Here is a 2,160-nt window from a genome sequence, read left to right as displayed (position 1 = left end):
TTCTTGCCCCCTCTCATACATTGCTTACAGCAATCAACTTTAATTACTCTAAGCAATACACAAAATATATTTATTTAAAGTTCCTGAAACCCTTGGTTTCATAACATTAACTGCACCCATCACTATTATGACACGTTCCCCGCAAGTAGGGTCGTATACTTTATTAATGTTTGTTTTTCCATCCATTACGAGCCTTGCTAAAAGTTTTGATACTGTTTGTGGAGTGAAGAACTCGCCACCGGATTTACCTGCGTTGCTGGCATAATTTGAAATCAAATATTCATATGCATCTCCAAAGGCGTCTATATCATTATCTTGAAAGTTGCCAAAATTTATTTCTGCTATGCCTGTTAGTATATCCGCTAGTCTTTTATTTTTTTCTGCTACTGTTCCTCCTAGACGATTACTTGTTGTATCTACATCTTCAAACAAGCCTTTTATATCATCTTCTGATGCAAAGCCTACTGCACTGCCTTCAATTGACTTAAATATATTAGCTAAATCTGTATTTAAATTTTCGTTATCTCTAGCAGTTTTAACAACATTTTTAAATAATTGGCTGGGCAATATAAAAAAACCTTTATCTTCAACAGTATTTGGTCTAAAATCGCACTCTGCTTCTTCATCAGAAATTTCGGCATAATCAAAGTCTAAGTCCCCAGCTTCGTGCTCGGCAGAATTAAAAAATTCAGTAATATTTTCGGAAATAAATCTATAAAACAAAATTCCTAGTATATATTGTTTGAAGTCCCATCCGTCTACTGCCCCACGAACGTCATCGGCGATAGCCCAAATTTTTCTATGAAGTTCTGCTCTCTGTATTGTTTCCTTGTTCTCCTTTGTTAAATCTGACATCCTCTTCTACCTCACTTTACTGATTAGACTTTGACAAGTCCTTCTTCTATCTTTGTAACTTCTAAGCTATTTATCCCCATTTTAAAAGTTCCAATAGGATAAACTTTTACTTTATCTATAATTAAAAATCTATTAAGACTAGCAAAGATTTTTATATTTTAAAGTAAAAATTTGCACATTGGCATTAAAAATTATCTTGAATAATTACATCGCGATTTTTATTTATGTCCTTGGCTTTTTTTAACATTCTCTCTAAATCACTTTCATCAAAATTATAAACTTTGTCGCAAAAATAACAGCTAACTTCAGCTTTTTTGTCTTCGCGCAAAATCTCTTCAATTTCTTTTGGACCAACAGATATAATTGCGTCTTCAACTTTTTCTCGAGAGCAATTACATTTATAAGTGATTTCTCTCTTTTCAAGAATTTTAAAATTTATGTCTTTCATTAAAATTTCAATTAATTTTTCTGCGTCGTGATATTCATCTAAAATTGAGGTAACACTTGGAAGATTTTTTAAATTTTCCTCTAGTTTTGAAATTTGCTCCTCAGTTGCATCGGGCATTAACTGAATAATGAATCCGCCTGCAGCCTTTATTGAATAGTCCACGTCAACTAATACTCCAAGACCAACTGCAGATGGAACTTGGTCAGATTGAAGAAAATAAACTGCAAGGTCTTCGGCAATTTCTCCCGTAGTTAAGTTTACTGTTCCCGTATAAGGTTTTTTCATTCCAGTATCCATGACAAGAGTTAAATTCCCCTTGCCTACAATTCCAGACACGTCTATCTTGCCGTCGCTTTCCCTTATTGGAAGATCTGCTGTTGGATTTGTAACATAACCCTTTACGAAGCCGTCGTTTTTACAAGTTGCGACAATTCTTCCTGCAGGCCCATCGCCATTAATAGAAAGAGTTATTGAGTCCTTTTCATTTTTTTGCCAAGAACCAATAATTGATGCCGCAGTTAAAACTCTACCTAGTGCAGCACTTGTAGTCTTTGATAATTTATGAATTTTAGTTGCCTCTTCTACCACATCAGTAGTGATGGCAGCAGAAATTTTTATTGTTTCAGTCTCGTCAATTGCTCTTAAAATATATCCCATATTACCTCCTTGCAATAATTGTGTATCTTGAAGTTGTATCCTTCACATCTTTAAATTCGTAGTCGTCATAAACTTCTATTTCACAAAATCCAATTTCTTCTAATAAATTTTTTACAAAAGATAAGTCGTAGGCTCTCTCAAAATGTTCCTCGTAAAATCTTTTATAATCATTGTCCCTTATATTTCTAAAAAAATTAACT

The 2,160-nt window shown here is 33.6% G+C and carries 1 protein-coding gene and 2 pseudogenes; all 3 read right to left on the bottom strand.

Annotated elements, in window-relative coordinates:
* Positions 1-120: 120 nt before the first annotated feature.
* A pseudogene (locus tag MR285_RS05430) lies at positions 121-855 on the bottom strand (type I restriction-modification system subunit M); the annotation flags it as partial.
* A gap of 184 nt (positions 856-1,039) precedes the next feature.
* Positions 1,040-1,960, bottom strand: a complete 921-nt coding sequence (gene hslO, locus MR285_RS05425) for an Hsp33 family molecular chaperone HslO (protein ID WP_293558810.1) — start codon at positions 1,958-1,960, stop codon at positions 1,040-1,042.
* A 1-nt stretch (position 1,961) separates the two neighbouring features.
* Positions 1,962-2,160: pseudogene (locus tag MR285_RS05420) on the bottom strand (class I SAM-dependent methyltransferase); the annotation flags it as partial.

The sequence above is a fragment of the Peptoniphilus sp. genome, assembly GCF_022767005.1.
Classification (GTDB): Bacteria; Bacillota; Clostridia; order Tissierellales; family Peptoniphilaceae; genus Peptoniphilus_A.
The sequence above is the reverse complement of the archived record's forward strand: the minus strand, read 5'-3'. Positions and strand labels throughout refer to the sequence as shown.

What these genes read in the sequence shown, in the direction of transcription:
- hslO (WP_293558810.1), bottom strand. Translation starts at nt 1,960, where the DNA reads ATGGGATATATTTTAAGAGCAATTGACGAGACTGAAACAATAAAAATT.